The following is a 1,189-nucleotide window of genomic DNA, read 5'->3' as shown; positions in this document are numbered from 1 at the left end:
GGCGAGCTTGTCCTCCGCCGCGCGGAAATCCACCAGCGTGTCGCCGCCCTCCGCCGGCGCCAGCCACAGGAAGTGGTGGGCGCCGCCCCGGCCCGCCCGCGGGGGCGCCCCCCCCCCGCCCCCCCCCCCTTTTCATTCCGGATGCGCGGCGTGCGGCACGCGGTGCGCCTCGGCCGGTTTCCCGGCGCCGCAATCCCCCTGTCGGCCGGCTTTACACTGCACCGCAAAGTGGCGATCGGGGCGCCGCAGCCTCACCATACTTCCCAATTGAATCCAATTCCTTACGGTGTTGCTCGCTCTCGCGGCACGGTCCTTGCATGACCACTTTGCCAAGTGCGGCCGCGATCCAGCGTGCAGCCGGAACACAGGATCCATCTCGCGATGAAGCGGGTTCTCGCCGCCGCGGCGGCTTTCGCGCTCACCCTGCCGGCGGTGCCGGCGCTCAGCGCCACCATCGTCACGATCAAGGACATCACCGGCGCCTTCTCGAGCCCCACGCTCGACGGTCCCGGCACGCCCGCCACGATCGGCGGCAGCGGCACGGCGAACCCCACGCTCCGCTGGGGCACCACCTCTGGGCGGAAGTCCGGCTACAATTTCAACGCGACGCCTGGGTCGATCGACACGTCCCTGCCGCCCACGCCCTCGGCCGATTTCGCGTTGGGCACCTTCACCCATCTCAACTACGTCATCGGGCAGCCCTTCCTGACCGGCGCGGTGCTGACGGTGACGGCCGAGATCCTGATCAACGGCGCGAGCCAGGGCAGCCGGAACTTCGTGTTCGACATCGAGCACACCGAGACGCCGAACAACCTCCGCCCCTGCCCCTTCGGCGGCGCCAACGGCCAGGGCGTGAACGCGGGCGGCTGCGCCGACCGCGTCCAGTTCAGCACCAGCGAGACGACGGAGACCTTCGACGTCGACGGCAACAAGGTCACCCTCAACGTCCAGGGCTTCGAGATCGGCGGCAACCTCACCTCCGACTTCCTGACCCGCGAGGGGCAGGCGAACACCGCGACGCTGATCGCCTTCCTCACGCTGGCGCCGAACCCGATCAACCCGGTGCCGACGCCGATGTCGCTGGTGCTGTTCGCCTCCGGCCTTCTCGGCCTGGCCGCCGTGGCGCGCGGCCGCAGGGTCTGATCGCCCCAAGGGCGCAGGCAGTTCGGGGCCGACCCTCGCGGGTCGG

General features: G+C 70.5%; 1 protein-coding gene. It reads left to right on the top strand.

The genetic code is table 11. The annotated features are described in order from the left end of the window. Nucleotides 1-381: 381 nt before the first annotated feature. On the top strand, nt 382-1,143 hold the full coding sequence (locus tag AC1MIR_RS09535) for a THxN family PEP-CTERM protein (protein WP_480027932.1): 762 nt from the start codon (nt 382-384) through the stop codon (nt 1,141-1,143). Nucleotides 1,144-1,189 lie beyond the last annotated feature (46 nt).

The sequence above is a fragment of the Falsiroseomonas sp. RANM36 genome (assembly GCF_056682175.1).
Note: the sequence above shows the minus strand (reverse complement) of the source record. Positions and strands in the feature narration are given on the sequence as shown.